General features: G+C 66.2%; 14 protein-coding genes and 2 other RNA genes. 12 read left to right on the top strand and 4 right to left on the bottom strand.

The genetic code is table 11. The features are described 5' to 3' along the window. Positions 1–211 precede the first annotated feature (211 nt). Positions 212–886, top strand: coding sequence for a YitT family protein (locus FHY18_RS04465; RefSeq protein WP_259152496.1), 675 nt, complete (start codon positions 212–214; stop codon positions 884–886). A gap of 483 nt (positions 887–1,369) precedes the next feature. After that, positions 1,370–1,446, top strand: a non-coding RNA gene (locus FHY18_RS04460) — sX9 sRNA. 4 nt (positions 1,447–1,450) lie between these two features. On the opposite strand, the gene FHY18_RS04455 is transcribed toward FHY18_RS04460, so the two are convergent. Together FHY18_RS04455 and FHY18_RS04450 are read right to left on the bottom strand one after the other, a co-directional pair. After that, the gene (locus FHY18_RS04455) at positions 1,451–1,990 is read right to left on the bottom strand and encodes a DNA-3-methyladenine glycosylase I (RefSeq protein WP_259151738.1); all 540 of its coding nucleotides are present in this window, start codon (positions 1,988–1,990) and stop codon (positions 1,451–1,453) included. Further along, positions 1,987–3,843: a DUF4153 domain-containing protein gene (locus tag FHY18_RS04450; RefSeq protein ID WP_259151735.1), complete on the bottom strand. Its 1,857-nt coding sequence runs from the start codon at positions 3,841–3,843 to the stop codon at positions 1,987–1,989. The genes FHY18_RS04455 and FHY18_RS04450 overlap by 4 nt, the downstream gene beginning before the upstream one ends. A 78-nt stretch (positions 3,844–3,921) precedes the next feature. Between FHY18_RS04450 and FHY18_RS04445 the strand changes: the two genes are divergently transcribed. The 5 genes from FHY18_RS04445 to FHY18_RS04425 all read left to right on the top strand — a co-directional run bounded on the left by FHY18_RS04445 (position 3,922) and on the right by FHY18_RS04425 (position 7,541). Beyond that, a complete protein-coding gene (locus FHY18_RS04445; RefSeq protein WP_046962721.1) occupies positions 3,922–4,488 on the top strand; it encodes a YqgE/AlgH family protein in 567 nt (188 codons plus the stop codon). Next, a complete protein-coding gene (ruvX, locus tag FHY18_RS04440; RefSeq protein ID WP_259151732.1) occupies positions 4,481–4,948 on the top strand; it encodes a Holliday junction resolvase RuvX in 468 nt (155 codons plus the stop codon). The genes FHY18_RS04445 and ruvX overlap by 8 nt, the downstream gene beginning before the upstream one ends. Before the next feature lie 13 nt (positions 4,949–4,961). Next, the gene (locus tag FHY18_RS04435; RefSeq protein ID WP_259151731.1) at positions 4,962–5,912 is read left to right on the top strand and encodes an aspartate carbamoyltransferase catalytic subunit; all 951 of its coding nucleotides are present in this window, start codon (positions 4,962–4,964) and stop codon (positions 5,910–5,912) included. A 439-nt stretch (positions 5,913–6,351) separates the two neighbouring features. Continuing rightward, complete coding sequence (locus FHY18_RS04430) at positions 6,352–6,786, top strand: OsmC family protein (protein WP_259151726.1); 435 nt, start codon at positions 6,352–6,354, stop codon at positions 6,784–6,786. 152 nt (positions 6,787–6,938) lie between these two features. After that, positions 6,939–7,541 carry a glycine zipper 2TM domain-containing protein gene (locus FHY18_RS04425; protein ID WP_259151725.1) on the top strand — a complete coding sequence of 201 codons (603 nt, stop codon included), beginning with the start codon at positions 6,939–6,941 and terminating at the stop codon, positions 7,539–7,541. Between the two features lie 285 nt (positions 7,542–7,826). On the opposite strand, the gene FHY18_RS04420 is transcribed toward FHY18_RS04425, so the two are convergent. Together FHY18_RS04420 and FHY18_RS04415 are read right to left on the bottom strand one after the other, a co-directional pair. Continuing rightward, a complete protein-coding gene (locus FHY18_RS04420) occupies positions 7,827–8,708 on the bottom strand; it encodes a PhzF family phenazine biosynthesis protein (RefSeq protein ID WP_259151724.1) in 882 nt (293 codons plus the stop codon). Positions 8,709–8,739: 31 nt separating this feature from the next. Then, complete coding sequence (locus FHY18_RS04415) at positions 8,740–9,618, bottom strand: PhzF family phenazine biosynthesis protein (RefSeq protein WP_259151722.1); 879 nt, start codon at positions 9,616–9,618, stop codon at positions 8,740–8,742. Between the two features lie 180 nt (positions 9,619–9,798). Here FHY18_RS04415 and FHY18_RS04410 point away from each other — a divergent pair, with 180 nt between their 5' ends. From FHY18_RS04410 to FHY18_RS04390, 5 genes are all read left to right on the top strand, one after another. Then, positions 9,799–12,408: a bifunctional aspartate kinase/diaminopimelate decarboxylase gene (locus FHY18_RS04410; RefSeq protein ID WP_259151721.1), complete on the top strand. Its 2,610-nt coding sequence runs from the start codon at positions 9,799–9,801 to the stop codon at positions 12,406–12,408. Then, the gene (locus FHY18_RS04405; protein WP_259151720.1) at positions 12,392–12,856 is read left to right on the top strand and encodes a hypothetical protein; all 465 of its coding nucleotides are present in this window, start codon (positions 12,392–12,394) and stop codon (positions 12,854–12,856) included. Before FHY18_RS04410 ends, FHY18_RS04405 begins: the two co-directional genes overlap by 17 nt. Then, the gene (gene murL, locus FHY18_RS04400; RefSeq protein ID WP_259151719.1) at positions 12,853–14,208 is read left to right on the top strand and encodes a UDP-N-acetyl-alpha-D-muramoyl-L-alanyl-L-glutamate epimerase; all 1,356 of its coding nucleotides are present in this window, start codon (positions 12,853–12,855) and stop codon (positions 14,206–14,208) included. Before FHY18_RS04405 ends, murL begins: the two co-directional genes overlap by 4 nt. Next, on the top strand, positions 14,189–15,598 hold the full coding sequence (murD, locus tag FHY18_RS04395; RefSeq protein WP_259151718.1) for a UDP-N-acetylmuramoyl-L-alanine--D-glutamate ligase: 1,410 nt from the start codon (positions 14,189–14,191) through the stop codon (positions 15,596–15,598). Before murL ends, murD begins: the two co-directional genes overlap by 20 nt. Positions 15,599–15,675: 77 nt before the next feature. Then, a non-coding RNA gene (locus FHY18_RS04390) (sX9 sRNA) lies at positions 15,676–15,752 on the top strand. Positions 15,753–15,824: the final 72 nt, after the last annotated feature.

Below are 15,824 nucleotides of genomic sequence, written 5' to 3'. Positions count from 1 at the left end.
CCCGGCATTGCGTCCGGTCGTGGTGCGCAGTGGTTTGCTGGCCGGCCGACGCGGGCGTGCCAGTTCTTCCGCCGCTTCCTCACGCTTGCATGGCAAGCACTGCTGTTTCAGATGTAAGCGCGGTGGCCGATAGTGTCTAATATCGCACCCCACTGCAGTGCCCAGACCCGTGAGCCTTCCCGATTCCGATCTCCGTCCGGAGCAAGAACCGTTGCCCGACGACGGCACCGTGGTCACCTCCGGGCCGTTGACGCCACCACCGGATTCGGCGGGGACCACGGCCGACGACCATGCGTATCACCACTCGGTGGCCGAGGACGTGCAGGGCATGGTGCTGGCCACGTTGGTCGCCTCGCTCGGCCTGGCGATCTTCGCCAAGGGCGGGCTGATGATCGGCGGCATGGCCGGCGTCGCCTTCCTGTTGCACTACGCGTTGCATTGGAATTTTGGCGTGGTGTTCGTGCTGGTCAATCTGCCGTTCTACTGGCTGAGCGTGCGCCGCATGGGCTGGGAGTTCACCTTGAAGACCTTCGCCGCGGTCGGTGCCTGCGGCGCCTTGACCGATCTGCTTCCGCACTGGGCCGAGTATGCGCACATGAGCACCGCGTTTGCGGCCATTGTCGGCGGCGCGCTGGCCGGGCTGGGCATCCTGTTCTTCATCCGTCACCGCGGCAGCCTGGGCGGAATCGGCATCCTGGCGGTGTACTTGCAGCGCGAACGCGGCTTGAGCGCAGGCAAGGTGCAGATGAGCTTCGATGCGATGCTGATGGTGGTGGCCTTCTTCGTGTTGAAGCCGGACAAGGTGCTGTACTCGGCGCTGGGTGCGCTGATGCTGAGCCTGGTGTTGATGTTCAACCACCGCCCGCACCGCTATATGGGAGTGTGACCGGTCTGGCGAGGTCCTCGCTCCCCACGTAGGAGCGCACCCGGGCGCGATGACGCCTTGCCTGCAACACCCAGTCGCGCCCGGATGCGCTCCGGGCAATCGGTTGGCATGCGTTGTCGAACGGCGCATGCACCTCATGTCGTTGTCGAAGTAGCGACATGGCTCGCGTTGCACGCTTGAGTGCGCATGCACCGAGGCGGGTCGCATCCTCCTGTTTGCCGCCATGTCCGGGGCATCGATGCATGCCGCGAAGGGCTCTGCATGGCATCGCGCTAACCGCTGGCGTAACGCGGCGTAACGCGGCGTATCGCCATGGAGGCGCAGGGAGCCGAATCAGCGCCGGCCTCCTCCAGCGACGTGACCCTGCCTGTTGCATCGCCCAGGCGTGTTGTCAGACACCCGTAGCCAATGCCGCCGACTTGGAGCGGGCAGCAGAACGACAGTCCTCACCGGCAGACGGGCGCGGCCGCTGCCCGGTGCAGCATGTACCCCTCACACACGCCGGTTCTGAGTGCGCCGTCCCTTCCCACCGGACGACTGCTCGCTAGGTGTTGTCAGCCGCGCTTATTTCACCTGCATCCAGGCCGGCTTGAGTTTGGCGATCCGTTTGAACACCGGGCATTGCGCATGATGTGCGCCGGGCAGGTAGCCGAGGCTCATCAGGAATTCGCCGGTGATTTCGCCGCCGGTGAAGCGAAAGGTCTTCTTGAACAGTTTGACCCAGGCCGGCTTGTCGAGCGGATGCTGCGCATCCAGCCATTGCGCAAAACTGCCATGCGAACGGCGCAAGGTCTGGATGACCTGCGCATTGTGGATGGCGGCCAGGATCTTGAGGCGGTTGCGGATGATGCCGGCGTCGCTCATCAGGCGCGCAACGTCGGCCTGCCCGTAGGCCGCGACGGTATCCACGTCGAACCCGTCGTAGGCCTGCTGGAAGTTGCCGCGTTTGCGCAGGATGGTTTCCCAACTCAATCCGGCCTGATTGATTTCCAGCACCAGGCGTTCGAACAGCTCGCGTTCTTCGCGCTGCGGGAACCCATATTCGTGGTCGTGGTAATGCCCGTGTACCGGGTGGCCGGGCGCGATGCTGCAGTAGCCGCTCATGGTCGTTGCTCCCGTATGCGTGCAGTAGCCGGCGGTGCGATGTGCATCTGCCCGGCGCCGGGAAACTGTAAATCCGGCCAGCGTCGATGGTGGATGGTCAGGCGGCCGTGACGCACCGCCTCGCGCAGCGCTTCCTGATCCTGACGGCGTTTAGGGAAGCTCTGTAGCGTGTCCACCTCGTACCACCCTTGTGCGTCACGCGTGTACAGAAAACAGCTGACGCCAAAGCGATCCGAAACCTCGCACAGCAGCGCGTCGTCCTGGCCATCGCCATCGATGTCCTGGCTGCTGACAATGCATTCGCGATCGGGCTGTAGGCAGCCGTCAGCGTCGAGCTTGCCTTGTGCCAATGCCTGCCACCAGTTCGGGGCGGGAGCCTTGCTGCCCGTCGCAACGGCTAGATGCGTGCGCAGTGCATCCGGGTCGCTGATGCGTGCGCGGAGCAAAGTGTCTGGCGCGGCTTCCATCTCCCAGCGCTGCTGGCGTGCCAGCACTTGATCCAGCCGTTTGCTGCGCCTGGCATCTTTGGCAAAGGCGGGTGTGGCGCGCAGCGACTGGAGTGCCTGATAGCCGCGCCGGCCATTGTCGAAGCGCAGGAATTCCAGATCATCGCGCTCGGCATCCGGGTTCACTGTGCCGGTGCGCGCAAGTAGCTGCCGTGTCTGACTGCCGACAACGATGCGGTAAGGATCCAGCATCGGCGTATTGACCAGTACCGCCAGCGCGATCACCAGCCACGACAAGGCGATATTGCTGCTGGAAAGATGGCCCAGCCAGCGTCCGCGTTGCGGACGCATCACCGCAGCTGCGTAGCCCAGCGCATAGGCGACTGCCACCAGGGTCAGGGTTGCTCCCCAGAAACGCTCGCCGGTCCAGCCGTATTGAGCCACGCGCAGGGCCACCGCGTACGCAGCCAAGCCGGCATACAGTGGCAGGCTGAGTAAACCAGCCTCGACCACGCGGCGCAGCCAGCGCGGGTAAGGCGGCTGTGCGCGGCCGTCCTGATAGACCGCATTGGCGAACAGCACCAGCGCGAACACCATGCACAACAGGATGGCCGCGGCCGACCGCGTCTGCCACAACGCCTGCAGCCCGGTCAGCGGCAAGGTGAGTGCAAACAGCAGCGCGATGCAGGCCAGCAGCGGCAACAGGCCGGTGCAGATCGCGAACAGGATCTGCCGCATCACCTGCACCGCGCGATGCTGGGTGCGCCCGATCAGGATGCCCAGGCCGGCCATGGTGCCGGTGGCCAGGTAGATGAAGGGATCTTCGTGGAACAGGCTGCGGAAAAAGGTGATGTTCACTAGCGCAAACAGCGAGGCCCACAGCGACAGCACCATCCAGCACACGCCCACGAACAGCAGGGCAAGCGCCAGCGTCAGGGCGTTTTGCCATGCATGCTCGAACAGTGCGGTGTACGCCGCGCGCCAACGGCCATGCTGCTGGCGATGTTGCAGCCACGGCAGTGCGACAAACAGCCCGGCCGCCACGCTCAGCCCGAATGGCGTCAGCAGCTTGTGGCTTTCCAGGCCGGGCGCGCCGGTGGCGCTCCAGGCCGCCCAGCCAGCCAATGCGGCGAACACGGCGCTGACTACAGCAACGTGTTGCCACAGGCGGCGGTCGTGCAACTGCTGCACGCTGAGCAGCAGCATGCTGGGCACGGTGAGCACCAACGTGTACCAGCATACCCGTGGCCCCAGTGCTGCCAGCGGCCCGCTCGTGTGGGTGCTGCTCCATTCGGCGGCATACAGCAGCCCGCCCTGCAGTAGCGCCACCAGCACGATGAACGCCCGGGTCTGGCGCGGGAGCGGCGTCTCTGCGGGGCCGGGGGTGTGGGGCGGGGGCGTTTGCATTCACGGTCCTTGTTCACGGCAAGCGGCAATTATGGCAGCGGCTCTGCGCGCGGCGGAACGAACGGCTAGAATGCGGCCATGTCCGTTTTGCCCACGCCTCTGGCCAACCAACTGCTGATCGCGCTTCCGGCGCTGTCCGATCCCACCTTTTCGCGCAGCGTCGCGCTGATCTGCCAGCACGACGAGAACGGCGCAATGGGCGTGCTGGTCAACCGGCCATCGGAGTACACGCTGGGCGAAGTGCTGTCGCAGATGGGCATCGACACCGACGACGCGCAGCTGCGCGAGCAGATCGTGCTCAGCGGCGGGCCGGTGCACCCGGAGCGCGGCTTTGTGATCCATGACGATGCGCGCGAATGGGATTCCAGTCTGGAAGTGGGGCAGGGCGTGTTTCTGACCACCTCGCGCGACATTCTGGAAGCCATGGCCGCCGGCGAAGGCCCGCGCAATGCGCTGGTGGCGCTCGGCTGCGCGGGCTGGGGGGCGGGCCAGCTGGAGTTCGAATTGGGCGAAAACAGCTGGCTGACCGCGCCATCGGATGCCAACGTGCTGTTCGCCACCGCGCTGGAAGATCGCTGGCAGACCGCCGCCGGGCGCATCGGTGTGGACCTGTTCCGGCTCACGGATTATTCCGGGCATGCCTGAGGCGGGCGCAATCCGCTCCGACGGCACGGTGCTGGGCTTCGACGTGGGGTCGCGCCGGATCGGCGTGGCGGTTGGTACCGCATTGGGTGCCGGTGCGCGTGCAGTCGCGGTCATCAATGTTCATGCCAACGGCCCGGACTGGGTCGCGCTGGATCGCGTGCACAAGGAGTGGCGGCCAAACGGTCTGGTGGTTGGCGACCCGCTCACGCTGGACGACAAGGATCAACCCGCACGCAAGCGCGCGCATGCCTTCGCCCGGCAGTTGCGCGCGCGCTATGCGTTGCCGGTCGTCCTGATCGACGAGCGCTCCAGTTCGGTCGAAGCCGCGCAGCGGTTCGCGCGCGAACGCGCCGATGGGCGCAAGCGCCGCCGCGATGCCGACGCGCTGGACGCCATGGCGGCGGCCGTGATCGTCGAACGCTGGTTGGCCGCGCCCGACCAAGCCACTCTTCTCCCTTGATTCCCGACCTGCGATGACGACCACCATGCAACTCGATTCGGACGGACGCCTGCGTCACCTGCTCACCCTGGAAGGACTGCCGCGCACGACGCTGCTGCAGCTGCTCGACCGTGCCGGCCAGATCCGCGATGCCGCAGTCGGCCGGGTCGGCAAGCGCAACGTGCTTGCCGGCACTGCGGTCTGCACGCTGTTTTTCGAGCCGTCCACGCGCACGCGCAGCTCATTTCATCTGGCCGCGCAGCGATTGGGTGCGGACGTGCTTAATTTCGACGCGTCCACCTCCTCAACGCGCAAGGGCGAGACCGCGCGCGACACCTTGAAGAATCTCGAGGCGATGGGCGTGCGCGGCTTCGTGGTGCGCCATCCGGACGACGGCGCGGTGCAGGCGCTGGCCGAGGCCGCAGGCGAGGGCACTGCACTGATCAACGCCGGCGACGGACGTAGCGCACATCCGACCCAGGGCCTGCTCGACATGCTGACCCTGCGCCAGGCCAAAGGCACCGATTTTTCCAAGCTCAAGGTCGTGATCGTTGGCGACGTGAAGCATTCGCGCGTTGCGCGTTCGGACCTGCACGCACTGCGCACGCTGGGCGCTGGCGAGATCCGCGTATGTGGCCCGGCGAGTCTGTTGCCCGATGACGACATGCTGGACGGCTGCGTGGTCGGCCAGGATTTCGACGCGATGCTGGAAGGTGCCGACGCCTTGATGATGTTGCGCCTGCAACGCGAACGCATGGAAGAAGGCCTGGTGCCGTCGTTGGAGCAATACCACAGCGACTACGGCCTGACCCGCGAGCGTCTGGCGCGCGCCGGCCGCGACGCCGCGGTGTTGCATCCGGGCCCGATCAACCGCGGCGTGGAAATCACCGACGAGGTCGCCGACGGCGCGCAATCGTGCGTGCTGCGGCAGGTCGCCAACGGCGTCGCCGTGCGCATGGCGGTGCTGGAAACCCTGCTGGGTTGATTGCTCGTACGTACGCTCGCACGCATCGCACATGCGGTGCGTGCGAAAGATGCGTGGCGCCCCGGGCGCAGCGACAGCGGTCGCTGTGCCCGTTTGTTTTTACCAACACGCAGGCGCGCATCGCGGCAGCACGCCGGGGTCTGAGCAAGAGCCCCGTTACCATCGCCACGCAGCCACTGGCCGCGCGCAGCCAGTGTCCCGAATCGAGCCCCACCGCGCAGACGCACAGGCTCGTTCGCGCCAACTACATCGTCTAGGTTGTCGTTAGCAATTTGTGGTCAGCCCCGCCAGCCTGCGCGTTGGCAGCGCAGCCAGTCGCTCAAAGCAGCGCCCGCTCTTGCCAATCCCCAATCCCGAATCCCCAATCCCGGCAGCAAGCACCAAGCCCTAACACCCGCTCGCCTATGGTGACGGTCCCTTTCAATCGCAGGAGATCGCAATGGGTATTTCGCGTCACGCCACCGCTCACTGGGAAGGCGACCTCAAGACCGGCAAGGGTCAGCTCAGCACGCCGCAGAGCGGCTTGATGGAGAACACCCGCTACGCCTTCAGCAGCCGCTTCGGCGACGAGAAGGGCACCAATCCGGAAGAACTCATCGCTGCCGCGCACGCGGGGTGCTTCACCATGGCGCTGTCGGCGCAGCTGACCGAAGCCGGTTTCCCGCCGACCTCGCTGGACACCCGTGCAGACGTCGACCTGTCGATGGAGGGCGGCCCGCAACTGTCGCAGATCCGCCTGAAACTCAAGGCCGTGGTGCCCGGTATCGACGAAGCCAAGTTCCGCGAGCTGGCCGACACCGCCAAGAAGAATTGCCCGGTGTCCAAGGCACTGAGCGCCGTGCCGATCAGTCTGGAAAGCGAATTTTCCAACTGATCCAGCGTGAAGCTGCGCGCGTCGGCGGACCATGCCGGCGGGCGCAGCTGGCGGCAACCTGAATAGGCCTTTGCACGGCCTGTTCGGTTCAGGGCGGTTTCACCGCAACAGGCCGAGCATCGGCAGCGTGTCCTCCCTGTGAAGCTGCCGCAATGAAAACTCTTGTGCTTGGTGCTCTGGTAATGGGTCTGGCCGTGGCGGGCAATGCAACGGCGCAGCGCTACGACAGCGGCTACCGCGACAACGATCGCGGCGGCTACGAGGACGGCCGTTACGAATACGCGCGCGTCGTACGCGTAGACCCGATCATCGTCTCCGACTCCTACAACGAGCGCAGCAGCGAGCGTTGCTACAACCGCCCTTCCGATGGGTACTACACCAGCAATGATGGCTACTATCGCGACGGCGGCAGCTATGGCGCGCCCAATGCCTCCAACCGCGGCGTCGCCAGCGTGATCGGCGGTATCGCCGGCGCGGTGCTCGGCAGTCAGGTCGGCGGCGGCAACGGACGCCTGGTCGGGACGGCGGTCGGCACCATGGCCGGCGTGGCGGCGGGTCGCTCGATCTACGAAGCCAATCACCGTACCTACCAGGGCAATGTCAGCGTCTGCGAGCCTGTGTCGTACCGCACCACGCGCGAGCGTGTGGATGGCTACGACGTGACGTACGAATATGCCGGCCGCACCTACCACACGCGCAGCGACTACAACCCGGGCGACCGGATCCGTGTACGCGTGGATGTACGCCCCGACTGATTGATTGCGTCCAGGCTTCTTGTAAAAAACGCTGCGGGAGACCGCAGCGTTTTTTCTTGCCGGAGATGGGGCAGGTAAGCGTTTGCGCAGAGTGTTCGCTGGTGCGTCGCATTCGACAGTTAGCAAACTTCCCCGGCTTTGACTGCCGAACGCAGGCGCGTCATGCGATGGATGGTGATCGGGCCGAGTTCCCGGCGCAGAAGAATTCCTTTCGGGGTTGCCGTCGAACCACCCGCGTCAGATCTGGCGGATACGGCGACGCCCGGAGTACGCAGTTCGTGGCGCTCAGCCCCAGTCCAAGGTCCCGCGAATCACCGTCTGTACCTGGCCGCCCGACCACACGTCGCCGTTGCTGTCGATACGCAGTTCCAGCAGCGCATCGAAGCCGATCTCGCGGCCCTGGCTGACCACGTAACGCCGGTCTCTGCCGGGCAGTGCGTGGCGGCTGTCCAGCCAGGCCGCGAGCACGGCATTGGCCGCACCGGAGGCCGCATCTTCGAAACGCCGGCCGTTGCCGACAAAGGCGCGCACCGCCAGATCGTAGCTGCCTGCCTGAGCGGCACGCGCGTAGGCGAATACACCCATGCTGCCAGTGGCTTCGGCCAGTGTCGCGATCGCATCCCAGTCCGGTTGCAGGCTGCGCAATGCCGCTTCACTGGCCAGTTCCACCACCCACCAGGTGCGCCCTCCATCCATCAACGCAGGCGGCAGGGTGCCGAGCGGCCAGCCGCGCAGCGCATCGCGCAGCCGCGGGTCGTCGACGTCCACCTGTTCGGCAACGCGTGCGCGCGGCGTGCGGATGGCAATGCTGCGGTGGCCATCGATCTGCTCCACGCGCAGCGGCAACTGCCCGGCAATGCCGTCCTGCACCAGCAGGCCATCGTCCGGCGCGGCGAGTCCGGCGTCGAGCACCGCATGCGCCGTGCCCACGCTGGGGTGTCCGGCGAACGGGACCTCTTTTTGCGGCGAGAACATCCGTAGCCGGTAGCTGCTGTGCGCATCGGCCGCAGGAAAGACGAAGGTGGTTTCCGGCAACTTGGTCCAGCGGGCGATCGCCTGCATGGCCGCATCGTCCAGACCCTGCGCATCCAGCACCACCGCCAGCGGATTGCCGCTGCCGGGGCGGGCGGAGAACACATCCAGTTGCAGGAAACGGCGGGTGGTCATGGTGGCGGATCCGCGAACAGGGCGCGGCAGCTTACCAATCGATGCGGCCGTCGATCACCTGCAGCGTCGTTCCGCCAATCCAGATTTCGCCTGCATCGTCCACTTCCACGTGGATGCGACCATCGCGGCCGACCTCGCGGCCCTGGCTGGCGACATAACGCGCCGCTTCGCCCGGCAGGCGGTTTTCGCCATGCAGGCGCGCGGCGATGCAGGCATTGGCGCTGCCGGTCACCGGGTCTTCGGGAATGCCGTCGCCGGGGCAGAACGCGCGCACCACCAGATCTGCGTCGCCGTCCTGCGCGGCTGCGTAAATGGCCAGCCCGGTGGCGGCGCTGGCCTGGGTCAGGCGGGTGATGGCGGCAAGATCCGGCGCGGCCTGACGCACCGCCGCGGCATCGGCCAGCTCCAGCAGCCACCAGTTCGGGCCGTTGTTCCAGAGCGCTGCCGGCTGCGCTGTCACCCGCAATCCGGCGCAGGCCGCCTGCAATGCGGTCGTGTGGGTGTCGCCGGTTGCGATGACGCGTGCGCGTGGCGCGCGCAGCCGCACCTGCAACGCGCCGTGGCGGTCGAACACGTCCACCGGCAATACGCCGGCCGCGCATTGCTGGTGCAGCCGGCCGTCGGCCTTGTAGCCGGTCAATCCATGGGTTGACGCGACCCACGCCGCGCCGACGCTGGGGTGGCCGGCAAACGGCAGCTCTGCGCGTGGAGTGAAGATGCGGATGTGATAGTCGGCATCCGGCGCGCTGACGGGCACAAAGAAAATCGTCTCCGACAGATTCAGCCATGCGGCGATCTGCTGCATCTGCTCGGCCGACAACGCGCCAGCGTCGAACACCACGCCCAGCGGATTGCCGGAGCCGGTGCGGCTGGCGAAGACATCCAGTTGCAGGTAACGGTGCTTGCTCATGCTCGATGCGATCCCGTTGGTGTGAAAAGTGCGGATGGTTGCAGCGCAAACCGTTGCCGCGATGCAAAGCGGCGCTGCGGAGTGCGACCGCACGCGGGGTCAGATGCGCGCCATTGGCAGTAGAATCGGAGGTTCCGCCCGGCATCCCGGCTTCTTTCCCCCATCATAAACGCCTACTCCATGTCAGCTCCCCACACTACCGATCGTTGGATCGTCCTCAAGTTCGGCGGCACCTCGGTGTCGCGTCGTCATCGCTGGGACACGATTGGAAAACTGGCGAGCAAACGGGCGAACGAAACCGGCGGCCGCGTGCTGGTGGTGGTGTCCGCGCTCTCGGGCGTGACCAACGAACTGACCGCCATCGCCGATGGCGCTGCCGATAGCGCACAGCGCGTGGCAGCGCTGGAACAACGCCATCGCGACTTTCTGGCCGAGCTCGAGCTCGATGCCGATACGGTTCTCGGCGAGCGGCTGGTCGCACTGCACGCCTTGGTTGCCGATGCGCGCGCTGCCACGCGTACGCTCGATTGGCAGGCCGAGGTGCTGGGGCAGGGCGAGTTGCTGTCCTCCACCATCGGTGCGGCGTATCTGCATGCCAGTGGCCTGGACATGGGCTGGCTGGATGCGCGGCAGTGGTTGTCGGCGTTACCGCCGCAGCCCAATCAGAGCGAATGGTCCAAGCGCCTGTCGGTGTCGTGCCAGTGGCAGTCCGATGCCGACTGGCGCGCGCGCTTCGATGCGCAGCCCACGCGCCTGCTGATCACCCAGGGTTTCATTTCGCGCCACGCCGATGGCGGCACCGCGATCCTGGGGCGTGGCGGTTCGGATACCTCGGCGGCGTATTTCGGTGCGTTGCTCGGCGCCAGCCGGGTGGAGATCTGGACCGACGTGCCCGGCATGTTCAGCGCCAACCCGAAGGAAGTGCCGGACGCGCGCCTGCTGACCCGCCTGGACTATTACGAAGCGCAGGAAATCGCCACCACCGGCGCCAAGGTGCTGCACCCGCGCTCGATCAAGCCATGCCGCGATTCCGGCGTGCCGATGGCGATCCTGGATACCGAGCGCCCCGATCTGCCGGGCACCAGCATCGACGGCAATGCCGAGCCGGTACTTGGCGTCAAGGCGATCAGTCGCCGCAACGGCATCGTGCTGGTGTCGATGGAAGGCATCGGCATGTGGCAGCAGGTGGGCTTTCTGGCCGACGTGTTTACCTTGTTCAAGAAGCACGGTTTGTCGGTGGACCTGATCGGCTCGGCCGAGACCAATGTCACCGTGTCGCTGGACCCGTCCGAGAACCTTGTCAACACCGATGTGCTGGCTGCGCTGTCGGCCGACCTGTCGCAGATCTGCAAGGTCAAGATCATCGTGCCTTGCGCGGCAATCACCCTGGTCGGGCGCGGCATGCGCTCGCTGCTGCACAAACTGTCGGACGTATGGGCCACGTTCGGGCAGGAACGCGTGCACATGATTTCGCAGTCGTCCAACGACCTGAACCTGACCTTCGTCATCGACGAAGCCGATGCCGACGGTTTGCTGCCGATCCTGCATGCGGAATTGATCGACAGCGGCGCGATGCCGGTGAGCGAAGGCGAGGTGTTCGGCCCGCGCTGGCGGCAGATCATCGGCTCGGTGCGCCCGCGGCCCACGCCGTGGTGGCATGCCGAGCGCGCGCATCTGCTGACGCTGTCCAAGGCCGGCACGCCGCGCTATGCATATCACCTGCCCACCGTGCGTGCGCGGGCGCACGCACTGGCGCAGATTGCCGCAGTGGATCAGCGTTATTACGCGATCAAGGCCAATGCGCATCCGGCGATCCTGATGGCGCTGGAACAGGCCGGGTTCGGGCTGGAATGCGTCTCCCACGGTGAGCTGCGCCGCGTGTTCGACACCTTGCCGGAGCTGTCGCCGCGCCGGGTGCTGTTTACGCCGAGCTTCGCGCCGAAGGCCGAATACGAAGCCGGGTTCGCGCTGGGCGTGACCGTCACCGTGGACAACGTCGAAGCGTTGCGGCGCTGGCCGGAGGTGTTCCGCGGCCGCAACGTGTGGTTGCGTATCGACCTGGGGCATGGCGATGGGCATCACGAGAAAGTCAATACCGGCGGCAAGGCCTCCAAGTTCGGTCTCTCGTCCACGCGTGTGGATGAGTTCGTTGAAGTGGCGCGCACGTTGGAGGTCACCATCACCGGCGTGCATGCGCACCTGGGCAGTGGCGTGGAGACCGGCGAGCACTGGCGCATGATGTACGACGAACTGGCCGGGTTCGCCCGCCGTATCGGCACAGTGGAAACCATCGATATCGGCGGCGGTCTGCCGATTCCGTACAGCGCCGAGGACGAACCGTTCGATCTCGATGTGTGGGCCAAGGGCCTGGCCGAGGTCAAGGCCGTGCATCCGGGCTATCGGCTGGCGATCGAGCCGGGCCGCTACCTGGTGGCCGAGGCCGGCGTGTTGCTGGCCAGCGTCACCCAGGTGATCGAAAAGGATGGCGTGCAACGCGTCGGACTGGATGCGGGCATGAACACCTTGATCCGCCCGGCGCTGTACGACGCCTGGCACGACATCGAAAACCTCAGCCAGCTCGACGCGCCGGCCGATTGCAGCTTCGACATCGTCGGGCCGATCTGCGAGTCGTCTGACGTGTTCGGCAAGCGCCGCCGCCTGCCGGCTGCCACCGCCCCGGGCGATGTGGTGCTGGTGGCCGACGCGGGCGCGTACGGCTATTCGATGGCCAGCACCTACAACCAACGCGAGCTGCCGCGCGAAGAGGTGATCGATGCGCCCGCTGGCTGAGTTCGTGCTGCTCAGCACCCTGGCCGGCGGCGTGTCGATGGTGTTTTCCACTGTCATCGACATGGCCGGCCAGCGGATGCCGTGGGCCGATAGCCTGAAATGGGCGCTGCCGGCGCTGCTTGCGGCGGGCGCTGGCGCATGGAGCGCCGCGCGCTGGCAGCGTCGGCGCGATACGCGAGCGCCCGCGTCCGCCTGGCACGCTGGTGGCATGGCAGTACGCACGGTGGTGTTGAGTGCGCTCAGCTATCTGCCGGCATTGCTGCTGTATCTGCTGGTTGCATTGGCGGCCACCGGCGATGCGCAGGTGATTGGCTCGCAAGTGATGTTGCTGTTGTTCGTCATCGGCTGCCTGCCGCTGCTGTGGGCTGCGGTGCCGTTTTCCATGATTGAATATGCCCTGTGCCGACGCTACCTGCGTCGGCAACGGGGTCTTGCAGGTAGTCCATGAGCGCTTTCGACAAACACCAGATGTCCACCTTCCGTTTCGTGCGCTGCGCGCTCGACGCGCAGACCGGCGTGGCGACGCTGGTGTATGCCTTCGACCAGGGACCGGAACTGGTGGAAACCGTTGCCGTGCCCGGCGCGCCATTCGTGCTGGACGGCGCGCGTGCCGCCGCCGTGCAACAGGCCTTGCAGTTGCTGCACCTCATCGCGGGCGTGAGTTACTACAAGGCCGCCGTGCCGCCGACCATCGCCATCGACAGCTACAGTATCGATGCCGAAACCGCCGCGCTGGTGGAAAGTGTTTATCTGCATGGCCTGGGCGAATTCGCCTACCGCAATGGCTTGAACCTGCACGGCAAGATCAACTTCCCGGTGGCTGCGCAGCCAGCTGCGCAGGCGCCTGTGTTGGGCTTGCGCGAGCATGCCTTGGTGGCGATCGGTGGCGGCAAGGATTCGCTGGTCAGTATCGAAGCGCTGCGACATGCCGGCATCGAGCAGACCGTCAGCTGGATCGGCGGCTCGCAACTGATCCGCGCCTGTGCCGAGCGTACCGGCCTGCCGGTACTCAACATCGGCCGCGTGCTGGCGCCGGAGTTGTTCGAGCTCAATCGCCAGGGTGCGTGGAACGGGCATATCCCGGTCACTGCGGTGAATTCGGCGATTCTGGTGCTGTCGGCGTTGCTGACCGGTGTGGACCAGGTGGTGTTCTCCAACGAGCGTTCGGCCAGTTACGGCAGCCAGATTCCCGGCACCGGCGAGGTCAATCACCAGTGGTCCAAGGGTTGGGCATTCGAGCAGGCGTTTGGTGCGTATGTGCAGCGCCACGTGGCTGACGATCTGCGTTATTACTCGCTGCTGCGGCCGCTGTCGGAGCTGGCGGTGGCGCGGCAGTTCGCCAAGACCGACCACTACGACGCGCATTTTTCCAGCTGCAACCGCAACTTCCACATCATGGGCGAGCGCCCGGTGCATCGCTGGTGCGGCGTCTGCCCCAAGTGTCATTTCGTGTTCCTGGCGCTGGCACCGTTCATGCCCAAGACGCGCCTGGTCAAGATCTTCGGGCGGAATCTGCTCGACGATGCCAGCCAGGCCGGCGGCTACGATGCGCTGCTCGAGTTCCAGGACCACAAGCCGTTCGAATGCGTGGGCGAAGGCCGCGAATCGCGTGCGGCGATGGCGGTGCTGGCAACGCGTGCCGAGTGGAAGGAAGACGCGCTGGTGAAGCGTTTCATCCGCGAGATCCAGCCGCAGCTGGATGCGCAGGACCTGCAGGTCGAGCCGTTGATGGCCATCGACGGCGAGCACCGTATCCCGGCGGCGCTGTGGGAGCGCGTGCGTGCGAATTTCGCAGCTTGAGGGCAGGGCGGTTGCATTGTGGGGGTGGGGGCGCGAGGGGCGCGCTGCCTATCGCGCGCTGCGCAGCGCATTGCCCGCGCAACCGCTGACCGTCTTTTGCAACGCCGAAGAAGCGCGCGAGCTGGATGCATTGGCCGATGCGGCGTTGCAGGTGGAAACCGAAGCCAGTGCGCAGGCGCTGGGCCGGTTCGAGGTCGTGGTGAAGTCGCCTGGCATCAGTCCGTATCGTGCCGAAGCGCTGACGGCCGCTGCCGCGCACGGCACCCAGTTCATCGGCGGTACGGCGCTGTGGTTTGCCGAACACGCGCAGGCCGACGGAAGCGTGTCCGGCGCGATCTGCGTGACCGGGACCAAGGGCAAGAGCACCACCACCGCGTTGCTGGCGCACCTGCTGCGCTGCGCCGGACATCGCACCGCCCTGGTCGGCAATATCGGCCAACCCTTGCTGGAAGTGCTGGCACCGCAACCGCCGCCTGCGTACTGGGCGATCGAGCTGTCCAGCTACCAGACCGGCGAGGTCGGGCGCAGTGGCGCGCGCCCGCAACTGGCGCTGGTGTTGAACCTGTTTCCCGAACACCTGGACTGGCACGGCGACGAGGCGCGCTACGTGCGCGACAAGCTGTCGCTGGTGACCGAAGGCCGGCCGCGGATTGCACTGCTCAATGCTGCCGATCCGCTGTTGCGCGGGCTGCAGCTGCCTGACAGCGAGGTGCGCTGGTTCAACCATGCCGACGGCTGGCACCTGCATGGCGATGTGGTATATCGCGGCGAGCAGGCCATCTTCGATACCGCCAACGTGCCGCTGCCTGGCGAACATAACCGCCGTAATCTGTGCGCGGTACTGGCTGCAGTAGAGGCGCTGGGCCTGGATGCCGCAGCACTGGCACCGGCCGCATTGAGCTTCCGTCCATTGCCCAATCGCCTGCAGTTGCTCGGCAGCGTGGACGGCATCAGCTACGTCAACGATTCGATCAGCACCACACCGCATGCCTCGCTGGCCGCGCTGGCCTGCTTTGCGCAACGCCGTGTGGCCTTGCTGGTCGGTGGACACGACCGCGGGCTGGATTGGCAGGATTTTGCCAAGCACATGGCGCAGCAGGCACCGCTGGAAATCGTCACCATGGGCGCCAACGGGCCACGCATCCATGCGCTGCTTGCGCCGTTGGCCGAGACCGGTCGCTTCGGCCTGCATGCCGCCACCGACCTGGAGCATGCCATGCAGCTGGCACGCGACGCGCTGGGCGTGCAGGGCGGTGTGGTGCTGCTGTCGCCGGGCGCGCCCAGCTTCGGTGCGTACAGCGATTACGTCGCACGCGGGCGGCATTTCGCCCAGCTGGCCGGATTCGACCCGGCGGCGATCAGTGCCATCCCGGGGCTGGGCGTGCAGTGAGGCCTCTGGCTGTCAACAGCAGCTATCAGACGACTGTGCTCACCGCCGAGGCGGGCGCGGCCGGTGCTCGGTGCGGCAGGGGCCACGCGTACACTCCGGTGCTGCGCGCACCACCCACACCCAGCTGAAGACTGTTCGCTAATTTCTGTCAGCCGCTTCAAGGCATCGTGCGCCAATTCTGTGAGCAAGGCGGGCGTGCGCCACACCAACGCCGCTCCGGCGGCCG

The sequence above is a fragment of the Xanthomonas sp. 3793 genome (assembly GCF_024806835.1).
GTDB lineage: Bacteria > Pseudomonadota > Gammaproteobacteria > Xanthomonadales > Xanthomonadaceae > Xanthomonas > Xanthomonas arboricola_F.
Note: the sequence above shows the minus strand (reverse complement) of the source record. Positions and strands in the feature narration are given on the sequence as shown.

Bases quoted from the DNA above. Each gene is read 5' to 3' on its own strand.
- ruvX (WP_259151732.1), top strand. From the start codon at position 4,481: ATGCCTGAGGCGGGCGCAATCCGCTCCGACGGCACGGTGCTGGGCTTC.
- FHY18_RS04410 (WP_259151721.1), top strand. From the start codon at position 9,799: ATGTCAGCTCCCCACACTACCGATCGTTGGATCGTCCTCAAGTTCGGC.
- FHY18_RS04405 (WP_259151720.1), top strand. From the start codon at position 12,392: ATGCGCCCGCTGGCTGAGTTCGTGCTGCTCAGCACCCTGGCCGGCGGC.
- FHY18_RS04425 (WP_259151725.1), top strand. From the start codon at position 6,939: ATGAAAACTCTTGTGCTTGGTGCTCTGGTAATGGGTCTGGCCGTGGCG.
- FHY18_RS04435 (WP_259151731.1), top strand. From the start codon at position 4,962: ATGACGACCACCATGCAACTCGATTCGGACGGACGCCTGCGTCACCTG.
- FHY18_RS04430 (WP_259151726.1), top strand. From the start codon at position 6,352: ATGGGTATTTCGCGTCACGCCACCGCTCACTGGGAAGGCGACCTCAAG.
- FHY18_RS04420 (WP_259151724.1), bottom strand. From the start codon at position 8,708: ATGACCACCCGCCGTTTCCTGCAACTGGATGTGTTCTCCGCCCGCCCC.
- FHY18_RS04455 (WP_259151738.1), bottom strand. From the start codon at position 1,990: ATGAGCGGCTACTGCAGCATCGCGCCCGGCCACCCGGTACACGGGCAT.
- FHY18_RS04415 (WP_259151722.1), bottom strand. From the start codon at position 9,618: ATGAGCAAGCACCGTTACCTGCAACTGGATGTCTTCGCCAGCCGCACC.
- FHY18_RS04450 (WP_259151735.1), bottom strand. From the start codon at position 3,843: ATGCAAACGCCCCCGCCCCACACCCCCGGCCCCGCAGAGACGCCGCTC.
- FHY18_RS04445 (WP_046962721.1), top strand. From the start codon at position 3,922: ATGTCCGTTTTGCCCACGCCTCTGGCCAACCAACTGCTGATCGCGCTT.
- murL (WP_259151719.1), top strand. From the start codon at position 12,853: ATGAGCGCTTTCGACAAACACCAGATGTCCACCTTCCGTTTCGTGCGC.